The sequence below is a fragment of the Staphylococcus sp. EG-SA-14 genome (genome assembly GCF_017151935.1).
Classification (GTDB): domain Bacteria; phylum Bacillota; class Bacilli; order Staphylococcales; family Staphylococcaceae; genus Staphylococcus; species Staphylococcus aureus.
Window position 1 is genome coordinate 63,904 of the sequence record NZ_JACVZM010000010.1, and the last position, 20,127, is coordinate 84,030.

The following is a 20,127-nucleotide window of genomic DNA, read 5'->3' on the forward strand; positions in this document are numbered from 1 at the left end:
ACCAAATGTGGTGAGTATATAATTTAAAGAACTATTTTTAAATTAAGAATAATCGAACATAAATAAACTTTATGAAATTTCAGTATCATGTTCTTGTAAAAAAATAATAGGGCTTTTTGCTGACGCTAGTGCGCGATAAATAATAAGTTGAATATAAAAAAGATCACTGCCAATCATTCTTTTAATGGCAGCGATCTTTTTTATTTAATTATTTCTCTTTCCACTGCAACATTTGATAACCAATGCGTGGATGTGTTTTAATAATATCTTTTGCGTCCTCATGACATTGTGAAAGTTTTTGTCTTAATGATGTCATATGCACTCTTAAACTAGGCATTTCAGTCTTATTAACATAGCCATATATTCGTTTTAATATCATCTCATAAGTGAGTACTTTTCCTTTATGATTTGACAATAGTTCTAACAAGCTAAATTCATTTGGCGTCAAATGTACCTCCTGATTATTAATAACAACAGATTTGGAGCCAAAGTCGATGCTTAGCAAACCGTTAGTAAATACAATGTTAGTTTCTTGATGTGACTTAGCGATTCTCTCGATGACTCGTATTCGTGCCCGAAGCTCATCAACATTAAAAGGTTTAGTCATATAGTCATTCGCACCGTTATCTAAAGCTTGAATAATTGTTTGTTCTTCTTGTCTTGCACTTATTACAATGATAGGAATGTCAGTATGTTGCCTGATTTCTGAAATCAAACATAATCCATCTTTATCTGGTAAACCTAAATCTAATAAAATGACATCTGGTTTATCAATTTGAATTTTAAAGTGTGCTTGTGTGGCATTGTCGGCTGTAGTTACATTGTAATAATCTAAAGTTAATGCAACATCAAGTAAATGTGTGATTGCGTGATCATCTTCAATTATCAATATTTTAGATTGCATTATATGTCTCCTTCATTAAAGTCTGTATCTATATTGAAATAGAATATACTGCCGTGTGGTTGGTTCGGTTTATATTGTAAGTTTGATTGATGTTTGTGTAGGATAGTCTGTACTAAATATAAGCCTAGTCCCATGCTTTCTTTTTGGTTATCTTTAAAATATTTATTTGATCCTGTGTAAAAAGGCTCGAATATCTTTTGTTGTTCTTCTAAACTAATTCCAGGTCCTTCGTCTATAACGGCAAATTCGATTTGTTCATCGCTAGCATAACGAATAGATAAATTGATTTTGGTGTCAGTAGAAGTGTGTTTAACTGCATTTTCAATCAAATTGAATAAAGCTTGTAAAATCAACTTACTGTCAATGTGTATAAACTGTAAATCTACTGAGGATGATACAGTTATACGCTTTTTTAAATGGCGACGTTCTAAAATCATATCGATTTCTTCTACTAATTCACTAACAAGATAAGGTTGCAATTTTATTTGAACATTTGATGACTGTAATTTTGTTAATGATAAAATATTTGTCACTAATAGATATAAATACTGACTTTCTTGAAAACTATGCACAAGTAATTGTTCCTTTTCTATGATAGACATATCTTTACTATGTGATACTAAAATATCTAAATTTCCCATAATTGTTGTTAACGGTGTACGTATGTCATGCGAAATTGATCTTAAAAAATTTGAATGTGTCAGTTGACGTTCAGCCTGTAACATGGATTCTCTCGTTTGTTTAAGTAACGTCACATTTTCAACGGCGAGAGAAAGTTCATTTAACATTGATTCTAATATTGATGCATCATATGGATTAATCACTTGAGAACTTTGGTAATCAATGGCTAGAATGCCTTTAATCGGAGATGTGCCAATTGGTATCAACCATTTATTAATGCCTGGAAATGTATCTGTTGTTGCACCAGCTTGTCTTTCATTTTTAATTACCCAGCTTAATGCTTGTTCATGCTGTTGAGTCGTATTATCGATATGGTTTTGCAATGGTATTGTTTTAATTACTTTCGATTGATTGATAACGTATATAGTAATTGATTGTTGCAATAATTGATTAATTTGGTATCCAGCATTTATTAGTAAGTTTTCAACTGTATAAGTTTGTTTAATCGAATCATTAAATTGAAATAATAAATCTGTACGATAAAGTTGCTTTTTAGTAATGGAGTATTGGAATTTAATTTGTTTTAATAAAGCACTCGTTAAAATACTTGTTAAAATGCTAACGATAAATGTAATAGGATAGTCAAAGCGATATACTTCAAATGTATATCTAGGTTCCGTAAAAAAATAATTAAAAACAAATACGTTAATAATTGCTGCTAAAAAGCCAATGATGAAGGATCGCGTCCAAATGGATAATAAAATGATGCCGATGAGAAAAATCATTAAAATAATCGTACTAGACTCATGCTTATCAAGTTGATAAATCCACAGTCCCATCATTACACAAATTATTTGAATCAAAATCATTTTTAACATATCTATGGCGAAACGTTTGCCTTTAGGGCGATAGGGTGATTTGTTCATTTTCAATTCAACAGGTATTTGTTTGATTGGAACGATTTCGACTTTATAGCTATGTTCAAAGGACATTAAATGGTCAATTAAAGGTGTATTGAAAAAGTCTCGCCACTTATTTCTAATATGTTGTCCGATAATTAATTTGGTTACATCTTGATTTTTACACCATTCGTCTAATCCTAATGCAACGGTTTGGCTATAAACTACTTTTACTTTTGCTCCTAATGATTTTGCAAGCATGAGATGTTGATGCACTTGCTTTTGACTATCTTTATATTGCCTGTTTTTTTCGAATACATCTATATAAATAGCAGTGAATTTCGCATGTTCTTTTTGAGCAATATGGAATGCCTCTTTAATTACTGCTTCATTATAAATGCTCCCACTAATTGCCACAGCAATATGAGGTTTGAGTGACGTTTTATGATTGTGTCGGACTTTTTCTTTATCACTCATCAAGTCGGCAACTGTTCTTAACGTCAATGTACGCAGTTCGCTTAGGTGGGCATACGTAAAGAAATTACTAAATGCTACATCTAGCCTATCCTTTTTATATACCTTGCCAGCTTTTAAGCGTTTAATTAATTGTTCAGGTGAGATATCTACGACTTCTAATACATCGGCGCTCATTATGAAATAGTCGGGTACACGTTCTTTAACATGTACACCGGTCATCAGTTCAATTTGACTACTTAAACTTTCAATATGTTGAATGTTCAAAGTAGTATGAACATCGATACCATGATTTAAAATTTCTTCAATATCCATATATCGTTTCTCATGACGATCTCTAGAAATATTCGTATGTGCTAACTCATCGATAAGTACTATTGTCGGCGATTCTTCGATTATGCGGTCGACATCTAAATATTGAAAATGATGACTACCATGTTTAGTAAAATTGGTTGTGATTTTAGGTAATTGTTCAGCTAATGCATTTGTTTCATCACGCTGATGCGGTTCAATATATCCTATTTTAATATCAACGTTACTTTGAAATAGTTCAATGGCATTTGAAAGCATCTCAAATGTTTTACCAACACCTGGACTGTAACCGATGTAAATTGTTAAAGATCCACGCTTTTTTCCTATGTTTAGCGATTCAGTGTTTGACATAACCTTCACCTCGATAGCAATATCATAATATTCTTCACAATTAAATGCTATAAAATTTATTTCTGCATACACATCTTAATGATTTCTTAATAACTAATTTTGAAAATTAATATTTCTCTCATAAACAAGTTGTTACGATGTTGTTGTGTTGTAAGGAGGTTATGGCAATGCTCATCGTTTTATTACTGGTAGTTATTGCATTAGTTTTGTATTTATTTTATGCCTTAATTCGTAGTGAAAAATTTTAGAAATATATTAAGTGAGGGTTATCATGGAAATAATTTTGTTTCTAACAATGATGGTTATGATTACGTATGTTTTTAGTGGATATCTATATCGCGTAGCATTGGTGCAATCGTCAAGAGTAGATTTAATATTTACTAGATTTGAAAATATGTGTTTTAAAATTATCGGCACAGATTTAGAACACATGTCAGCTAAAACATATGTCAAACATTTTCTGGCATTTAATGGATTTATGGGGTTTATAACATTTGTATTGCTAATAGTTCAGCAATGGCTTTTTTTAAATCCAAATCATAATTTAAACCAATCGATAGATTTAGCGTTTAATACAGCAATATCTTTTTTAACAAATAGTAATTTACAACACTATAACGGTGAATCAGATGTGACATATTTAACGCAAATGATTGTAATGACATATTTAATGTTTACATCTAGTGCATCAGGTTACGCCGTTTGTATAGCGATGTTGAGACGTTTAACTGGATTAACTAATATCATTGGTAATTTTTATCAAGATATTGTTCGGTTTATTGTCCGAGTACTTTTACCATTATCATGTTTAATTAGTATTTTATTGATGACTCAAGGTGTACCACAAACGTTGCATGCTAATTTAATGATTCGGACTTTAAGCGGACATATTCAACATATTGCATTTGGACCTATTGCATCACTTGAATCAATAAAACATCTTGGTACGAATGGTGGAGGATTTTTAGCAGGAAATTCTGCAACACCTTTTGAAAATCCAAATATTTGGAGCAATTTTATAGAAATGGGCAGTATGATGTTACTTCCTATGTCAATGTTGTTCTTATTTGGTCGCATGTTAAGTAGACATGGTAAACGAGTACATCGTCATGCGTTGATATTATTTGTCGCAATGTTTTTCATTTTTATAGCAATTCTTACATTAACTATGTGGAGTGAGTATCGTGGTAATCCAATACTAGCGAATTTAGGCATTTATGGACCGAATATGGAAGGTAAAGAGGTACGGTTTGGAGCAGGCTTGTCAGCACTATTTACAGTTATTACGACGGCATTTACAACGGGTTCTGTTAATAACATGCATGATAGCTTAACGCCTATAGGTGGATTAGGACCAATGGTATTAATGATGCTAAATGTTGTATTTGGTGGCGAAGGCGTAGGACTCATGAATTTATTGATATTTGTCTTACTGACGGTGTTTATATGCAGTTTGATGGTTGGTAAAACACCAGAATATTTAAATATGCCAATTGGCGCCCGTGAAATGAAATGTATTGTCTTAGTCTTTCTCATACATCCAATTTTAATTTTAGTATTTTCAGCACTTGCTTTTATGATTCCTGGAGCAAGTGAAAGTATAACGAATCCGTCTTTTCATGGTATTTCACAAGTTATGTATGAAATAACATCAGCTGCTGCGAACAATGGATCAGGGTTTGAAGGACTGAAAGATGATACAACATTCTGGAATATCTCTACAGGAATCATTATGTTGCTTTCTCGTTATATACCAATTATTTTGCAATTAATGATTGCATCAAGTTTAGTGAATAAAAAATCATACCATCAAGATAAATATACAATAGCGATTGATAAACCTTATTTTGGCGTATCACTAATCGTATTTATCGTTTTACTAAGTGGTTTGACATTTATTCCAGTACTATTACTTGGTCCTATTGGTGAATTTTTAACTTTAAAATAAAGTAAAGGGATGGAAAAAATGCATCATGTAAATAAATATTTCAATCAAACAATGGTGATAGAAGCTTTGAAAATGAGTTTTTATAAGCTGAATCCTAAACAATTAATAAAAAATCCGATAATGTTTGTCGTTGAGGTTGGAATGATTTTAACGTTGATATTAATATGTTTTCCTGACATATTTGGAACTAGCTATCTATCGCGAGGTTATTTGATTACAATTTTTATCATATTATTAATAACTATATTGTTTGCTAATTTTTCAGAAGCCTTTGCTGAAGGTCGTGGAAAAGCGCAAGCTGATAGTTTAAGACAAGCACAATCAAATTTAACTGCTCGATTGATAGAAGAAAATGGTGCGTATCGGATAGTGAACGCCACAGAGTTAAAAGCCGGACAAAATATTCGGGTAGAAAATGGAGAAACAATCCCTGCTGATGGCGTTGTAATAAATGGATTAGCAACCGTTGAAGAATCTGCAATTACTGGTGAGTCTGCACCTGTGATAAAAGAATCAGGTGGCGATTTTGATGGAGTCATTGGCGGTACACTTGTAACATCTGATTGGTTAGAAATACGTGTTGAGAGTGAAGCGGGTACATCTTTTTTAGATAAAATGATTGCCTTAGTTGAAGGGGCGGAAAGAAATAAAACACCAAATGAAATTGCACTTTTTACATTATTAACAACGTTAACAATTATATTTTTAGTCGTTATTGTAACGTTATATCCAATAGCATCTTACCTGCATTTAATTTTACCTATTGCGATGCTCATTGCGTTAACAGTATGTTTAATACCAACGACAATCGGTGGTTTGTTATCGGCGATTGGTATTGCAGGCATGGATCGTGTTACTCAATTCAATGTATTAGCGAAAAGTGGGCGTGCTGTAGAAGTATGTGGAGATGTCGATGTAATGATTTTAGACAAGACAGGCACAATCACTTATGGCAATCGAATCGCTAGTGAATTTTTACCAGTGAATCAACAAATGCTGGAAAAATTGATAGTCGCTGCTTATATGTCATCAATCTACGATGATACGCCAGAAGGAAAAAGTATTGTACGATTAGCGAAGCAGATGTATATAAATGAGCTGCCTAAAGACATTGATGGCACATATAAGCCTTTTACAGCTGAAACTAGAATGAGCGGAATCATTACAAATGAAATATCGGTATTCAAAGGTGCACCTAATAGTATGATAAATCTTGTCAAACAACAACAAGGCAATATTCCTCTTAACATTGAGTCTCTCTGTATGGATGTATCGAGTAAAGGTGGCACACCATTAATAGTCATTGAAAACAATGTCATGCTTGGCGTGATTTATTTAAAAGATGTGATTAAAGATGGTCTTGTAGAACGATTTACTGAATTGAGAAAAATGGGGATTGAAACAGTTATGTGTACAGGTGATAATGCTTTAACAGCAGCTACAATTGCAAAAGAAGCCGGGGTTGATAGATTTGTTGCAGAGTGTAAACCCGAAGATAAAATTAAAGTCATCAAAGATGAACAAGCGAAAGGCCATATTGTTGCGATGACAGGAGATGGTACAAATGATGCACCTGCGCTAGCACAAGCGAATATAGGATTAGCTATGAACTCAGGGACAATTAGTGCTAAAGAGGCAGCTAATCTAATTGATTTAGATTCGAATCCTACAAAGTTAATAGAGGTTGTAAAAATAGGCAAACAATTATTAATGACGAGAGGTGCATTAACGACATTTAGTTTGGCTAATGACGTAGCAAAATACTTTGCAATTTTACCTGCACTAATGATGTCAACAATTCCAGAAATGACTTCACTAAATATTATGCATTTATCGTCACCTAAATCTGCAATTATATCAGCTTTGATATTCAATGCATTAATCATTGTTGCCTTAATTCCAATTGCCATGAAAGGTGTAAAAGTAAAGGGTTACAGCATTGATAGAATCTTTATAAATAATATGTTGATTTATGGATTAGGTGGATTAATCGTCCCGTTTTTAGGCATTAAATTAATAGATATGATTGTACAATTTTTTGTGTAAAGAGGAAGGAGCCTGTACCATGAATACGATAAGAAATAGTATTTGTTTAACGATAATAACTATGGTATTATGTGGATTTTTATTCCCGTTAGCTATCACGTTAATTGGTCAAATATTTTTTTATCAACAAGCAAATGGCAGTTTAATTACGTATGACAATCGTATAGTTGGATCAAAATTGATTGGACAGCACTGGACAGAGACACGATATTTTCACGGGAGACCGAGTGCAGTTGATTATAATATGAATCCTGAAAAATTATATAAAAACGGCGTATCATCAGGTGGAAGTAATGAATCGAATGGAAACACCGAATTAATAGCACGCATGAAACATCATGTTAAATTTGGGAATTCAAATGTAACAATAGATGCTGCAACAAGTTCTGGGTCGGGCTTAGATCCGCATATTACGGTTGAAAATGCATTGAAGCAAGCACCTCGTATTGCTGATGCTCGTCATATATCTACTTCAAGAGTGGCCGACTTGATTCAACATCGTAAGCAGCGTGGTGTGTTAACAAATGATTATGTGAATGTGCTTGAACTAAATATTGCTCTTGATAAGATGAAAGATTGAATATAGATGAAAGGCATCATGTTGATAAAATTATAACATGGTGTCTTTTTAACAATTCAAGCACTTTCTGCTTAACTAAATTTTTAGATGTACCTTTAGGAAGAATAAATTAGCATGAAATATTCCATATGCTATAATTATCAACATATAAAAATAAAATGAAATAGATTATAAATCCGTATAATTTTTTATTTGGGGAGAGGGGTATATGTCAGATTATACTAAGTTGTCTAAGAGTCCTAAGTCAGCATTGTTGTATTACTACATTACGAATGGCTTAGAATTTATATTGAGTGTAGCTGTGTATGTCATTTTTTATTTTATATGGTTAAGATTTGAATGGCCACATTACTTACTTTATATTTTGTTGGTTTTAGGTGCTCTGAGTACATTAAAATTATTTATTAAGCCTTTATGGCAATATCATTGTCGCTTTTATAAAGTTGATCAACTAAGTGTACAATATCGTACATCATTTTTTATATATAAAGAAGAAACGAGTCGAATTGAACGTTTACAATACTTGTCGATTAAATCTAATCCAATTAGTAAAGTGCTTAATTTGTATAAAGTTGGATTTATGACTGCAGGTCATACTATTTATTTACCGATGATGTCTCATGACGATGTTAAAATAATCGAAGCGAGAACTATGTCGAATTTGAGAGGGGTTGAAAGTGATGTCTGAACCTCAAAAATTACATCCGATTTCATATTTTAATGGCATAATCAATGCTATCAAACAAAACATAGTCGTCTTTTTTATTTTCATTATCTTTCAATTGAAAGATTTTGACTATGCGAATCCCGAATCATATTTATGGATAGGTATTGTATTTGTATTCTTTTTAATATCATACATTTCTCAAATTGTCGGAATTATGAACACGCGATATTGGATTGAGGATAATTATTTCATTTTAACAACAGGTATTTTTAATAAAAAGCGTAAAGAATTAAATATAAAACGTATTCAGTCCGTTGATATGACACAAGGGGTCGTCAATCAAATTATTGGTGGTGTGGATTTACAAATCAAAACACCAAGTGATGGTATTGTCTTAAGTGTTATTTCGAAAAAACAAGGTGAATATCTTGAACGCTATATTGATCAATTGCAAACAGAGTTGAAGACAGAAGTGGCGCAAAAGTCTAGTGCTGAGAAGAATGACAACTGTAATCATGACATTGAAGGTAATGTGGAAGACATCGCAGAAGGTCGCTTAGATGAAGTGCAGAACACTGATAGTATGCTTAATCAGAAAAATAAACGCATTCCTATATATCAGATGAATTTTAAAGAATCACTATTTATGGCAATGACCAGTGGCGCCATTGGTGTAACGTTAGCAGCTTTAGTACCGATTTACGGGGCTGTAAGAGAGTTGATCCCATGGTCGAAGCTAAATCATGAAATTAGTCAATGGGTTCAAATTGTAAGTATTTCAGTATTAATCATCATTTTACTAGTATTAATAGTGGCATATATTATTGGAACGATTATAACGATGATAAGATTTTATGGCTTTTCGGTGATGCTTGAAAATGAGCAACTTAAAATTGAATATGGTCTCTTTAACAAGAAGAAAGTAACTGTACCAACGAAACGATTGCAAGCTGTTGTTGAACGTCAGTCATATATACGAAGATTATTTGGCTACACAGCAATACATTTTATCATCACAAGTGATTTTGAAAATAAAAAAATCGAAGATGATGACAATGATTCAGGTAGTGTGCCGATATTGCCGTTTATTAAACGAGACAAAGCATATCAAATTATCCAGAATTTAGTACCAGATTTATCTTATCAACAAGTTAATGAAGGTATGCCTTTGTCAGGTTTCCACAGACACTTTTTAATACCTAGTATTATTGTCATAGCTATGGCAGGTATTGGCTGTTATTTTTGGAATCAATTATTATTGTTATTTACGATTATAACAATAGTCATTATTGGTTTATTTGTGATCAAAGGATATCTTTATGTCAAACATGCGGGTTTTAAAATGACAGAAGAACAAATTACTATCCAGAATTTCGAGCTATTGAAACGAAATATTTATTATTTTAAAGCGCATCACATTATAGGATTTGACACTTGGCAACATACATTACTTAAACGCAACAATTTAAATAATTTTAGCTTTATTGTTGCTAAAGGTGTGGGAGCCCAATCGATTAACCTAAAATACGCAAGAAGTGAAGATGCAAATAAATTGAAATCATGGTATTTAAGAGGTGAAAATGATGAGGGATTATAATTTTATGTCACCACACGCTAAAAAAGTGATGAGGTTAAGTGCTGTGCTGTTTTGGATACCCATAGCGCTTGTACTTTTAATCGCATTTAATATTTTGAACTGGCTATTTTGGGAGATATTAGATAACAATATATCCATTGTTAGTAGTGTGATTATAATATTACTTGTTGCTGTTTTCACGCTTGTCATAGCGCCAGTATATCGATATAAGCACTGCAGATATGCATTTGAAAAACACCATTTGCGTGTACGAAACGGCATTTTATTTTTGGATGAAAAAGTAATACCATATTTTCGTATTCAAAATATTGATATCGATGTTGGTCCTATAATGAGACGCTATCGATTAGCAACTTTGACACTTTATACAGCGGGTGGTCAAGCTGAAATTGAATTAATAGATAGAAGTGAAGCACGTAGATTGAAACGATGGTTAAATAACGAGAGACATTTAGAAAACAATAAAAATGAGGAATAATCAATGATACATGGAATTGGTGTAGATTTAATCGAAATCGATCGAATACAATTGTTATATAGTAAGCAACCAAAATTGGTTGAGCGGATTTTAACTAAAAATGAACAGCACAAATTCAACAATTTCACACATGAGCAACGTAAAATTGAATTTTTAGCTGGCAGGTTTGCTACAAAAGAAGCGTTCAGTAAAGCATTAGGCACAGGCTTAGGAAAACATGTAGCTTTTAACGATATAGACTGTTACAACGACGAACTTGGCAAACCAAAGATTGATTACGAAGGGTTTATCGTACATGTTAGTATCTCACACACTGAGCATTATGCGATGAGCCAAGTTGTTTTAGAAAAGTCAGCATTTTAAATTTGTTATACAATGATAATTAAGATCTAGTTTTAAAACGTGTGGGAATTACAGGAGGAAGTAATATGACGGATAAATATTATAGATCTGCGTATATGAATGTAGATTTAAACGCTGTTGCATCAAATTTCAAAGTATTCAGTACATTGCATCCAAATAAAACAGTGATGGCTGTCGTTAAAGCCAATGCCTATGGACTAGGTAGTGTTAAAGTAGCACGTCATTTAATGGAAAATGGCGCCACATTTTTTGCTGTAGCAACGTTAGATGAAGCGATAGAACTTAGAATGCATGGGATTACTGCTAAAATTTTAGTCTTAGGTGTGTTACCAGCTAAAGATATTGATAAAGCGATACAACACCGAGTTGCCTTAACGGTTCCGTCTAAACAGTGGTTGAAAGAAGCAATTAAAAACATTTCTGGTGAGCAAGAGAAAAAGTTATGGTTGCACATTAAATTAGATACAGGAATGGGACGTTTAGGTATTAAAGATACTAAAACGTATCAAGAAGTGATTGAAATCATTCAACAATATGAGCAACTTGTATTTGAAGGCGTGTTTACACACTTTGCCTGTGCTGACGAACCAGGAGATATGACAACTGAACAATATCAACGTTTTAAAGATATGGTCAATGAAGCAATTAAACCTGAATATATACATTGTCAGAACTCAGCAGGCTCTCTATTAATGGATTGCCAATTCTGTAATGCAATAAGACCAGGAATTTCCCTTTATGGATATTATCCATCAGAGTATGTACAGCAAAAAGTTAAAGTACACCTTAAACCAAGTGTGCAATTAATTGCTAATGTAGTTCAAACAAAGACGCTACAAGCGGGTGAGTCTGTAAGTTATGGTGCAACTTATACAGCTACTGACCCAACTACAATAGCATTGTTACCTATTGGATATGCAGATGGCTATTTACGCATAATGCAAGGTAGCTTTGTAAATGTAAATGGTCATCAATGCGAAGTTATTGGTCGCGTATGTATGGATCAGACAATTGTTAAAGTGCCAGATCAAGTTAAAGCTGGAGATTCGGTGATTTTAATAGATAATCATAGAGAAAGTCCACAGTCGGTAGAGGTGGTAGCTGAAAAGCAACATACTATTAATTATGAAGTGCTTTGTAACTTGTCGAGACGTTTGCCGCGAATCTATCATGATGGTGATCAACGTTTTGTAACAAATGAATTGTTAAAATAATATGGTCAGTGCATATAAAATTTGTTATCATTAGAGTAATTAAAGGTCATTTAATAACTTTTGGAATCAATTGGAGGTTCTCATATGTTATCTTTTAGTCAAAATAGAAGTCATAGCTTAGAACAATCTTTAAAAGAAGGATATTCACAAATGGCTGATTTAAATCTCTCCCTAGCGAACGAAGCTTTTCCGATAGAGTGTGAAGCATGCGATTGCAACGAAACATATTTATCTTCTAATTCAACGAATGAATGATTAGACGAGGAGATGTTTATTTAGCAGATTTATCACCAGTACAGGGATCTGAACAAGGGGGAGTCAGACCTGTAGTCATAATTCAAAATGATACTGGTAATAAATATAGTCCTACAGTTATTGTTGCGGCAATAACTGGTAGGATTAATAAAGCGAAAATACCGACACATGTAGAGATTGAAAAGAAAAAGTATAAATTGGATAAAGACTCAGTTATATTATTAGAACAAATTCGTACACTTGATAAAAAACGATTGAAAGAAAAACTGACGTACTTATCCGATGATAAAATGAAAGAAGTAGATAATGCACTAATGATTAGTTTAGGGCTGAATGCAGTAGCTCACCAGAAAAATTAGGCGTCTATTATATGTATTTTTCAGAGATAAATAAAATATTGATATAAAAGACAATAACTTTATAATAATTATAACTATTTCTAAATTCTGTACGAAGAATTTTCTTATAAACAAAGATTTTAGCAAATACCAGTTATGATATTCATATTTTTTATTATAAAAGGATGTCTTAAGTTTTTTAGGCTTTAGGTATTCCATCCTAAAGTTTTTTTAGCTTAAAAGTATCATCTACAGCAAAATTGCAAACGACAAAATTGATAAGTGCAATTAAATAAATGTTAGTAAGTGAATCATAATTATCCTTGCTTAAGCATTTGCTTTGTAAGGGAAGTGAGGAGGCAACTAATCGTGGAAGAATTTAAGCAACATTATAAGGGTTTAATTGATGAAAGTTTAACGTGCCAAGATAAAGTAGAATTGATAAAAAAGTGTGAGAAATACACTGACGAAGTGATTCGTAAGGACGTCTTGCCTGAAGACATTGTCGATATTCACAAAAACTATATATTGACGTTAAACTTAACGCGTGAAGATGTGTTCAAGACATTAGATGTCTTACAAGAAATCGTTAAAGGCTTTGGTTATAGTTATCGAGATTATCAAAGATTGGTAGATAAACTTCAAGTTCACGATAAAGAGATAGACTTAGCTTCTAGCTTACAACAAACAATGCTTAAAACAGATATTCCACAATTTGATAGTATTCAAATTGGCGTTATTTCAGTGGCGGCACAAAAAGTAAGTGGAGATTATTTTAATTTAATTGACCATAACGATGGCACAATGAGCTTTGCTGTTGCAGATGTCATTGGAAAAGGTATACCAGCTGCTTTAGCAATGAGTATGATAAAGTTTGGCATGGATTCTTATGGACACTCACAATTACCGAGTGATGGTTTAAAACGTTTAAATCGTGTTGTTGAAAAGAATATTAATCAAAATATGTTCGTCACAATGTTTTATGGTTTATATGAAGAAATGAACCATTTATTGTATTGTAGTTCAGCTGGTCATGAGCCTGGATATATTTATCGCGCTGAAAAAGAAGAATTTGAAGAAATTTCAGTTAGAGGTAGAGTGTTAGGAATCAGTTCACAAACACGATATCAACAACAAGAAATTCCAATATACCTTGATGATTTAATTATCATTTTAACGGATGGTGTGACTGAAGCTAGAAATAGTGAAGGTACCTTTATAGATAAACAAAAACTTTTAGAATATATTAAAAAACATAAACATATGCACCCACAAGATATTGTTCAAATTATCTATGAAGCAATTTTAAAGCTTCAAAACCCAAATAAAAAAGATGATATGACTATTTTGATTATAAAAAGAGTAAATTAATTTAAAAAAGAAGATTAGAAATTATTTCGATGGGTATATAATAATTTGAAATATAAATATGGTGGATACAGCGCTTAAAATGAAGATAAATATTTTTAATAAGTAGGAGTGTAATGAAATGAATCTTAATATAGAAACAACCACTCAAGATAAATTTTACGAAGTTAAAGTCGGTGGAGAATTAGATGTTTATACTGTGCCTGAATTAGAAGAGGTTTTAACACCTATGAGACAAGATGGAACTCGTGATATTTATGTTAATTTAGAAAATGTGAGTTATATGGATTCGACAGGTTTAGGTTTATTCGTAGGTACATTAAAAGCATTAAACCAAAATGATAAAGAGCTATACATTTTAGGTGTGTCAGATCGTATCGGTAGACTATTTGAAATTACTGGTCTTAAGGATTTAATGCATGTTAATGAAGGAACGGAGGTCGAATAACATGCAATCTAAAGAAGATTTTATCGAAATGCGCGTGCCAGCATCGGCAGAGTATGTAAGTTTAATTCGTTTAACACTTTCTGGCGTTTTTTCGAGAGCTGGTGCTACATATGATGATATTGAAGATGCCAAGATTGCAGTTAGTGAAGCTGTGACAAATGCAGTTAAACATGCATACAAAGAAAATAACAATGTAGGCATTATTAACATATATTTTGAAATTTTAGAAGATAAAATTAAAATTGTTATTTCTGATAAAGGTGACAGTTTTGATTATGAAACAACTAAATCAAAAATAGGTCCTTACGATAAAGACGAAAATATAGACTTTTTACGCGAAGGTGGCCTAGGTTTATTTTTAATCGAATCTTTAATGGATGAAGTGACAGTATATAAAGAATCTGGTGTGACAATCAGTATGACTAAGTATATAAAAAAAGAGCAGGTGCGAAATAATGGCGAAAGAGTCGAAATCAGCTAATGAAGTTTCACCTGAGCAAATTAACCAATGGATTAAAGAACACCAAGAAAATAAGAATACAGATGCACAGGATAAGTTAGTTAAACATTACCAAAAACTAATTGAGTCATTGGCATATAAATATTCTAAAGGACAATCACATCACGAAGATTTAGTTCAAGTTGGTATGGTTGGTTTAATAGGTGCCATAAATAGATTCGATATGTCCTTTGAACGGAAGTTTGAAGCCTTTTTAGTACCTACTGTAATCGGTGAAATCAAAAGATATCTACGAGATAAAACTTGGAGTGTACATGTTCCGAGACGTATTAAAGAAATTGGGCCAAGAATCAAAAAAGTGAGCGATGAACTAACCGCTGAATTAGAGCGTTCACCTTCTATCAGTGAAATAGCTGATCGATTAGAAGTCTCAGAAGAAGAAGTGTTAGAAGCAATGGAAATGGGACAAAGTTATAATGCGTTAAGTGTTGATCATTCCATTGAAGCTGATAAAGATGGTTCAACTGTTACGCTATTAGATATTATGGGACAACAAGATGACCATTATGACTTAACTGAAAAACGTATGATTTTAGAAAAAATATTACCTATATTATCTGATCGCGAACGAGAAATCATACAATGTACGTTTATTGAAGGTTTGAGTCAAAAAGAGACAGGTGAGCGTATCGGTTTAAGTCAAATGCATGTATCACGACTTCAAAGAACGGCAATTAAGAAATTACAAGAAGCAGCACATAAATAGAATTTGCTTATTAATGATACGTTTTATAATGAAAAATCCATATAATTATCCCTTGATTATTAAATTGAAATCGAGGGGTATTTTTAATTTAATTAAGATTTTCGAATTAATACATTATTAACGTAGTTTAATGTGTATCCACATAAATGTCGCGATATAGTATTAATAATTTAAGTGAAGAAGATATCTAATTGTCGTTTTAAATAGGTGGATTGCTATTAGAATAAAAAAAGTAGTCTTAGATTATGAAATTTAGAAATGATGGTGTGTCATTTTCAATAATCTTAGTGCGTTTTAAAATATAGTATGACCTAATCATTCGTTTTAAATGTTTTGGAAGTGAAAATTACATTAAGTATCATACCTTAATAGAAGTATTTTAGAATATGTTAAAATAAATGAGTAAATTTAAGAAAAAGTGTGGGTTAAGTAAATGGACAATCAATTGATTAATTCAATCATAGAGAAATATCAATTTAGTAAAAAACAAATTGAAGCAGTATTAACACTGCTAGAAGAAAAAAATACAGTACCATTTATTGCGAGGTATCGAAAAGAGCAAACTGGTGGACTAGATGAAGTTCAAATAAAGCAAATTGATGACGAATACCAATATATGGTCAATTTACAAAAACGTAAAGAAGAAGTTATCAAAAATATAGAACAGCAAGGATTACTTACTGAGGAATTAAAGAACGATATTTTAAAACAGAACAAATTACAACGTGTTGAAGACCTATATAGGCCTTTTAAACAAAAGAAAAAGACAAGGGCAACTGAGGCGAAACGTAAAGGGTTAGAGCCATTAGCGATATGGATGAAGGCACGTAAACATGAAGTCTCAATTGAAGAAAAAGCACAACAGTTTATAAATGAAGAAGTGCAATCGGTTGAAGATGCTATCAAAGGTGCACAAGATATTATTGCGGAACAAATTTCAGATAATCCTAAATATAGAACAAAAATTTTAAAAGATATGTATCATCAAGGTGTGTTAACTACATCTAAAAAGAAAAATGCTGAAGATGAAAAAGGTATTTTTGAAATGTACTATGCATATAGTGAGCCAATTAAACGCATTGCTAATCATAGAGTTTTAGCTGTTAATCGTGGTGAAAAAGAGAAAGTATTATCTGTAAAGTTTGAATTCGATACGACATCAGTAGAGGATTTCATTGCACGTCAAGAAATCAATCATAATAATGTAAATCGCAGTTATATTTTAGAGGCGATTAAAGATAGCTTGAAACGCTTAATTGTCCCTTCGATAGAGCGTGAAATCCATGCTGATTTAACTGAAAAAGCTGAAAATCATGCAATAGATGTTTTTAGTGAAAACTTAAGAAATCTATTACTGCAACCTCCAATGAAAGGTAAACAAATATTAGGCGTAGATCCAGCATTTAGAACAGGTTGTAAATTAGCAGTCATTAACCCATTCGGTACTTTTATAGCAAAAGGTGTGATTTATCCGCATCCACCAGTTTCTAAAAAAGAGGCAGCAGAGAAGGATTTTGTACAAATGGTTAAAGCGTATGATGTGCAATTAATTGCAATTGGCAATGGTACTGCAAGTCGTGAAACAGAACAATTTGTTGCAGATTTAATTAAAAAGCATCAGTTGCCAGTACAATTCATCATTGTCAATGAAGCGGGCGCTTCAGTATACTCAGCATCAGAAATTGCTAGAGATGAATTTCCTGATTTTCAAGTGGAAGAAAGAAGTGCCGTATCAATTGGACGACGCGTTCAAGATCCATTAAGTGAATTAGTTAAAATCGATCCTAAATCTATTGGTGTCGGACAATACCAGCATGATGTTAATCAAAAAGCACTAGAAAATGCATTAACTTTCGTTGTTGAAACAGCAGTTAACCAAGTAGGTGTTGATGTCAATACAGCATCATCATCATTATTACAATATGTGTCTGGTCTAAGTTCGCAAATTGCTAAAAATATAATTGCATATAGAGAAGAAAATGGCGCAATAAAGCATAATAAAGAGTTAAGCAAGATTAAGCGTTTGGGTGCTAAAACTTTTGAGCAGAGTATAGGATTTTTAAGAATAGTAGACGGTTCAGAGCCATTGGATAATACATCGATTCATCCCGAAAGCTATAAAGTAACGTATCAGTTATTAGATAAACTCGGATTTGGTGGCAATGATTTAGGTAGTGATGCATTAAAAGCTAAATTAAATTCATTGAATATGGATGAACTGGCGATTGAATTACAAGTCGGTGTACCTACATTAGAGGATATTATTAAATCCTTGAAAGCACCTAATCGAGATCCAAGGGACGAGTTTGAAACACCAATCCTTAAATCCGATGTGCTATCAATTGAAGATTTACAAGAAGGAATGAAATTGAGTGGTACAGTTAGAAATGTAGTAGATTTTGGAGCATTTGTAGATATAGGTGTTAAACAAGATGGACTTGTCCATGTTTCGAAACTTTCTAAGAAGTTCGTAAAAAATCCAATGGATATTGTCAGTGTTGGTGATATCGTTGACGTTTGGATTTACAGTATTGACAAAAATAAAGACAAAGTATCATTAACGATGATTGATCCACATGAATAATGACAAACTTCAGCGAATGGTTGAGAATCTTTCGGAAGAAAAATTTGGACGTACGTTTCGACATTGTGCATATTTTAATAAAAGGTTACGTACAACAGGCGGACGTTATCTTTTAAAGTCCCATGATATTGAAATTAATCCAAAACAATATGAGCATTATGGAGAAGATGCTGTTGTAAAAATTATACTGCACGAACTGTGTCATTATCACTTGCATATCGCTGGTAAAGGTTATCAACATAAAGATCAAGATTTTAAACGATTGAGCCAACAGGTTGGAGCACCTAGATTTTGTAACAGCATTGAAAGCTATCAACAACGGGCGAATTATGAATATTATTGCACTAAATGTCATGCAAAATATATACGTATCCGTAAAGTTGATACGAATCGTATGCGTTGCGGACATTGCAATGGAAAATTAAGAATGAAAAGACAATTGAAATAAGTACAATACAAATAGAGCTAATTCGTGTATATGTAAGATTATTTATGAGTTGTATGGAATTTATATAAAATTTATCAGTGAGTTATTTTGATTGGTAAACATAGTAATTGAATAAGAAGAAATTGTGTTTATAAAATGTTTAAAGCCGAGATTGTCGTAATTTAATACTTCGCAATCTCGGCTTTTCTACTTATGATATAGGTAATGGCATAAATTGTGGCTTGATAGGATGAAATTAAAATGATTAGATTAAAAATCTTGGCGTATTTTAGTAATAATTAATATATAAACTTTACCCAATTAAAGCTTTAAAGTAGCACAAAAGATAATTATACATTTTTTATGACATTTTGATTGAACTTTTCTATTGACTGTACAGCTTATAGTTAGTATGATTAAACACGTTCCTTAAAAAAGAACAAATTAAATAAACTTTGATTTGAAAGACAGTCAATTCTAAATTTAATTTATAAAATATGTTGACAATAAGTTCTTAATGTTTTATTATAAATAGCGTTGTGTTAACAACTGATAACACAAATTAATTTAATGTAAAAAAACGATTAAAAGTTATTGACAAATATTTTCAAACATAATATAATAAATAACGTTCTGAAAAACGAAGATGTTTTAAATGCCTATATCCGCGGTCGTGGCGGAATGGCAGACGCGCTAGGTTGAGGGCCTAGTGGGAGAAATCCCGTGGAGGTTCAAGTCCTCTCGGCCGCATCAAAATTCTTAATTAAATAAGCGGGTGTAGTTTAATGGCAAAACCTCAGCCTTCCAAGCTGATGTTGTGGGTTCGATTCCCATCACCCGCTCCATAGATAATTTTAATGAACATTGAAAACTGAATGACAATATGTCAACGTTAATTCCAAAAACGTAACTATAAGTTACAAACATTATTTAGTATTTATGAGCTAATCAAACATCATAATTTTTATGGAGAGTTTGATCCTGGCTCAGGATGAACGCTGGCGGCGTGCCTAATACATGCAAGTCG

19 protein-coding genes, 2 tRNA genes and 1 rRNA gene are annotated in these 20,127 nt (G+C 32.3%); 20 read left to right on the forward strand and 2 right to left on the reverse strand.

Annotation, left to right across the window (positions count from 1 at the left end; genetic code table 11):
• Positions 1-208: 208 nt before the first annotated feature.
• Both IDG63_RS07720 and IDG63_RS07725 read right to left on the reverse strand, forming a co-directional pair.
• A complete protein-coding gene (locus IDG63_RS07720; protein WP_001190841.1) occupies positions 209-904 on the reverse strand; it encodes a response regulator transcription factor in 696 nt (231 codons plus the stop codon).
• The gene (locus tag IDG63_RS07725; protein ID WP_000072283.1) at positions 904-3,561 is read right to left on the reverse strand and encodes a sensor histidine kinase; all 2,658 of its coding nucleotides are present in this window, start codon (positions 3,559-3,561) and stop codon (positions 904-906) included. Before IDG63_RS07725 ends, IDG63_RS07720 begins: the two co-directional genes overlap by 1 nt.
• A gap of 137 nt (positions 3,562-3,698) precedes the next feature.
• Here IDG63_RS07725 and kdpF point away from each other — a divergent pair, with 137 nt between their 5' ends.
• The 20 genes from kdpF to IDG63_RS07825 form a co-directional block, all read left to right on the forward strand.
• Positions 3,699-3,809 (forward strand): K(+)-transporting ATPase subunit F, encoded by a 111-nt coding sequence (kdpF, locus tag IDG63_RS07730; RefSeq protein ID WP_001789641.1) that lies wholly within the window; start codon positions 3,699-3,701, stop codon positions 3,807-3,809.
• Positions 3,810-3,832: 23 nt separating this feature from the next.
• Positions 3,833-5,509, forward strand: coding sequence for a potassium-transporting ATPase subunit KdpA (gene kdpA / locus IDG63_RS07735; RefSeq protein ID WP_000402653.1), 1,677 nt, complete (start codon positions 3,833-3,835; stop codon positions 5,507-5,509).
• An 18-nt stretch (positions 5,510-5,527) separates the two neighbouring features.
• Positions 5,528-7,555: a potassium-transporting ATPase subunit KdpB gene (gene kdpB / locus IDG63_RS07740; protein ID WP_086095881.1), complete on the forward strand. Its 2,028-nt coding sequence runs from the start codon at positions 5,528-5,530 to the stop codon at positions 7,553-7,555.
• A 19-nt stretch (positions 7,556-7,574) separates the two neighbouring features.
• Complete coding sequence (locus IDG63_RS07745) at positions 7,575-8,135, forward strand: K(+)-transporting ATPase subunit C (protein ID WP_001092409.1); 561 nt, start codon at positions 7,575-7,577, stop codon at positions 8,133-8,135.
• 208 nt (positions 8,136-8,343) lie between these two features.
• The gene (locus tag IDG63_RS07750; protein WP_001287079.1) at positions 8,344-8,823 is read left to right on the forward strand and encodes a PH domain-containing protein; all 480 of its coding nucleotides are present in this window, start codon (positions 8,344-8,346) and stop codon (positions 8,821-8,823) included.
• Entirely contained in the window at positions 8,816-10,399 is a 1,584-nt protein-coding gene (locus IDG63_RS07755) for a PH domain-containing protein (RefSeq protein WP_001294620.1), read from the forward strand. Before IDG63_RS07750 ends, IDG63_RS07755 begins: the two co-directional genes overlap by 8 nt.
• Positions 10,386-10,877, forward strand: coding sequence for a PH domain-containing protein (locus IDG63_RS07760; RefSeq protein ID WP_001205912.1), 492 nt, complete (start codon positions 10,386-10,388; stop codon positions 10,875-10,877). Before IDG63_RS07755 ends, IDG63_RS07760 begins: the two co-directional genes overlap by 14 nt.
• A gap of 3 nt (positions 10,878-10,880) precedes the next feature.
• The gene (gene acpS / locus IDG63_RS07765) at positions 10,881-11,240 is read left to right on the forward strand and encodes a holo-ACP synthase (RefSeq protein WP_000581202.1); all 360 of its coding nucleotides are present in this window, start codon (positions 10,881-10,883) and stop codon (positions 11,238-11,240) included.
• A gap of 65 nt (positions 11,241-11,305) precedes the next feature.
• A complete protein-coding gene (gene alr / locus IDG63_RS07770) occupies positions 11,306-12,454 on the forward strand; it encodes an alanine racemase (protein ID WP_000130547.1) in 1,149 nt (382 codons plus the stop codon).
• A gap of 84 nt (positions 12,455-12,538) precedes the next feature.
• Positions 12,539-12,709, forward strand: coding sequence for a type II toxin-antitoxin system antitoxin MazE (mazE, locus tag IDG63_RS07775; RefSeq protein WP_000948331.1), 171 nt, complete (start codon positions 12,539-12,541; stop codon positions 12,707-12,709).
• Positions 12,706-13,068, forward strand: a complete 363-nt coding sequence (locus tag IDG63_RS07780) for a type II toxin-antitoxin system PemK/MazF family toxin (RefSeq protein ID WP_000621175.1) — start codon at positions 12,706-12,708, stop codon at positions 13,066-13,068. Before mazE ends, IDG63_RS07780 begins: the two co-directional genes overlap by 4 nt.
• 348 nt (positions 13,069-13,416) lie before the next feature.
• Entirely contained in the window at positions 13,417-14,418 is a 1,002-nt protein-coding gene (locus IDG63_RS07785; protein ID WP_000390829.1) for a SpoIIE family protein phosphatase, read from the forward strand.
• 118 nt (positions 14,419-14,536) lie between these two features.
• On the forward strand, positions 14,537-14,863 hold the full coding sequence (locus tag IDG63_RS07790; RefSeq protein WP_001052491.1) for an anti-sigma factor antagonist: 327 nt from the start codon (positions 14,537-14,539) through the stop codon (positions 14,861-14,863).
• Position 14,864: 1 nt separating this feature from the next.
• Positions 14,865-15,344 carry an anti-sigma B factor RsbW gene (gene rsbW / locus IDG63_RS07795; RefSeq protein ID WP_001190829.1) on the forward strand — a complete coding sequence of 160 codons (480 nt, stop codon included), beginning with the start codon at positions 14,865-14,867 and terminating at the stop codon, positions 15,342-15,344.
• Positions 15,319-16,089 (forward strand): RNA polymerase sigma factor SigB, encoded by a 771-nt coding sequence (sigB, locus tag IDG63_RS07800; RefSeq protein ID WP_001041107.1) that lies wholly within the window; start codon positions 15,319-15,321, stop codon positions 16,087-16,089. Before rsbW ends, sigB begins: the two co-directional genes overlap by 26 nt.
• A 433-nt stretch (positions 16,090-16,522) precedes the next feature.
• Positions 16,523-18,673, forward strand: a complete 2,151-nt coding sequence (locus tag IDG63_RS07805) for a Tex family protein (RefSeq protein ID WP_000370139.1) — start codon at positions 16,523-16,525, stop codon at positions 18,671-18,673.
• Positions 18,666-19,121: a SprT family protein gene (locus tag IDG63_RS07810; protein ID WP_001058111.1), complete on the forward strand. Its 456-nt coding sequence runs from the start codon at positions 18,666-18,668 to the stop codon at positions 19,119-19,121. Before IDG63_RS07805 ends, IDG63_RS07810 begins: the two co-directional genes overlap by 8 nt.
• A 646-nt stretch (positions 19,122-19,767) precedes the next feature.
• Positions 19,768-19,850: transfer RNA gene (locus tag IDG63_RS07815), tRNA-Leu, on the forward strand.
• A 21-nt stretch (positions 19,851-19,871) separates the two neighbouring features.
• Positions 19,872-19,945 (forward strand) — tRNA-Gly (locus IDG63_RS07820).
• Positions 19,946-20,063: 118 nt separating this feature from the next.
• A 16S ribosomal RNA gene (locus IDG63_RS07825) occupies positions 20,064-20,127 on the forward strand; the annotation flags it as partial.